General features: G+C 41.8%; 1 protein-coding gene. It reads left to right on the forward strand.

Features of this window, described 5'->3' with window-relative positions; all coding sequences use genetic code 11:
* The first annotated feature begins 270 nt into the window (after positions 1-270).
* Positions 271-2376, forward strand: coding sequence for an ATP-dependent Clp protease ATP-binding subunit (locus HT730_RS10070; protein WP_173307512.1), 2106 nt, complete (start codon positions 271-273; stop codon positions 2374-2376).
* Positions 2377-2458: the final 82 nt, after the last annotated feature.

A 2458-nucleotide genomic window follows, 5' to 3' on the forward strand; every position in this document is an offset into this window, starting at 1 on the left:
TTTTCAAAACACTGTTTTGAGGTTGCAGATAGAGCTGACGTGGTTTGAAGAGATTTTCGAAGAGTATTATTTAAAGTAAAATAGAAAGAGGTGTGTCTATGTTTAATCTAGAAATCTTCAGAAGTAAAGATAGTCTACTCCTGCTTGAAAAAGAAAAACCAGAAATAGTACCTAGAGTAGCCATTTAGCTAGTCTAAATTTTTTAAAACAAAGGTCAAAGATAGTCAATGTCAGTGATCATAACTAAGTAAACAAAAAGAGGTAAAGAATATGAACAACAACTTTAATAATTTTAACAACATGGATGATCTATTTAACCAATTGATGGGTGGTATGCGAGGATACAGTTCTGAAAATCGTCGCTACTTGATTAATGGACGTGAAGTCACACCTGAGGAATTTGCTCACTATCGTGCAACTGGCCAATTGCCAGGAAATGCAGAAGTTGATGGTCAAATGCCACAACATACGTCAGGTATGAAACAAGACGGTGTCCTTGCTAAACTGGGTCGAAACTTAACAGCAGAAGCGCGTGAGGGCAAGCTGGATCCAGTCATCGGACGAAACAAGGAAATTCAAGAGACATCTGAAATCCTCTCACGCCGTACCAAGAACAATCCTGTTTTAGTCGGAGATGCAGGTGTTGGTAAGACAGCAGTTGTCGAAGGCTTGGCACAAGCCATTGTGAACGGTGATGTTCCAGCTGCTATTAAGAATAAGGAAATTATTTCCATTGACATCTCAGGTCTTGAGGCTGGTACTCAATATCGTGGTAGCTTTGAAGAAAACGTTCAAAATTTAGTCAATGAAGTAAAAGAAGCGGGAAATATCATTCTCTTCTTTGATGAAATTCATCAAATTCTCGGTGCTGGTAGCACTGGTGGAGACAGTGGTTCTAAAGGGCTTGCGGATATTCTCAAGCCAGCTCTCTCTCGTGGAGAATTGACAGTGATTGGGGCAACAACTCAAGACGAATACCGTAACACCATCTTGAAGAATGCAGCTCTTGCTCGTCGTTTCAACGAAGTCAAGGTCAATGCTCCTTCAGCAGAGGATACTTTTAAAATCCTTCAAGGAATTCGTGATCTCTATCAACAACACCACAATGTTATCTTGCCAGATGAAGTCTTGAAAGCAGCAGTGGATTATTCTGTTCAGTATATTCCTCAACGTAGCTTGCCAGATAAGGCTATTGACCTTGTCGATGTAACGGCAGCTCACTTGGCAGCTCAGCATCCAGTAACAGATGTTCATGCTGTTGAACGTGAAATTGAGGTAGAAAAAGACAAGCAAGAAAAAGCTGTTGAGGCAGAAGATTTTGAAGCAGCTCTAAACTATAAAACACGCATTGCAGAATTGGAAAAGAAAATCGAAAACCATACAGAAGATATGAAAGTGACTGCCACTGTCAATGATGTAGCTGAATCTGTAGAACGAATGACAGGGATTCCAGTATCGCAAATGGGAGCATCAGACATCGAACGTTTGAAAGATATGGCTCATCGTCTGCAAGATAAGGTAATCGGTCAAGATAAGGCAGTTGAAGCTGTAGCTCGTGCCATCCGTCGTAATCGTGCTGGTTTTGATGAAGGTAATCGCCCAATAGGCAGCTTCCTCTTTGTAGGTCCAACTGGAGTTGGTAAGACTGAACTTGCTAAGCAATTGGCGCTAGATATGTTTGGAACCAAGGATGCAATCATCCGTTTGGATATGTCTGAATACAGTGACCGTACAGCCGTTTCTAAGCTAATTGGTACAACAGCAGGCTATGTGGGTTATGATGACAATAGCAATACTTTAACGGAACGTGTTCGTCGTAATCCATACTCAATCGTCCTTCTCGACGAAATTGAAAAGGCTGACCCTCAAGTCATTACCCTTCTCCTCCAAGTTCTAGATGATGGTCGTTTGACAGATGGTCAAGGAAATACAGTAAACTTCAAGAACACTGTCATTATTGCGACCTCAAATGCTGGATTTGGCTATGAAGCCAACTTGACAGAAGATGCGGACAAACCAGAATTGATGGACCGTTTGAAACCATTCTTCCGTCCAGAATTCCTCAACCGCTTTAATGCAGTTATTGAGTTCTCGCACTTGACGAAGGAAGACCTTTCTAAGATTGTGGACTTGATGTTAGCCGAAGTCAACCAAACCTTGGCTAAGAAAGACATTGATTTGGTAGTCAGTCAAGCAGCTAAGGACTATATAACAGAAGAAGGTTATGACGAAGTCATGGGTGTTCGTCCGCTCCGTCGCGTGGTTGAACAAGAAATTCGGGATAAGGTGACAGACTTCCATTTGGATCACCTAGATGCCAAACACCTAGAAGCAGATATGGAAGATGGCGTTTTAGTCATTCGTGAAAAAGCCTAATACTCTTCGAAAATCAAATTCAAACCACGTCAACGTCGCCTTGCCGTACTCAAGTACAGCCTGCGGCTAGTTTCCTAGTTTG

Origin of the sequence: Streptococcus sp. k-628 (assembly GCF_013277475.1) — a bacterium.
In the GTDB taxonomy this organism is placed as follows: domain Bacteria; phylum Bacillota; class Bacilli; order Lactobacillales; family Streptococcaceae; genus Streptococcus.

What these genes read in the sequence shown, in the direction of transcription:
- HT730_RS10070 (WP_173307512.1), top strand. Translation starts at nt 271, where the DNA reads ATGAACAACAACTTTAATAATTTTAACAACATGGATGATCTATTTAAC.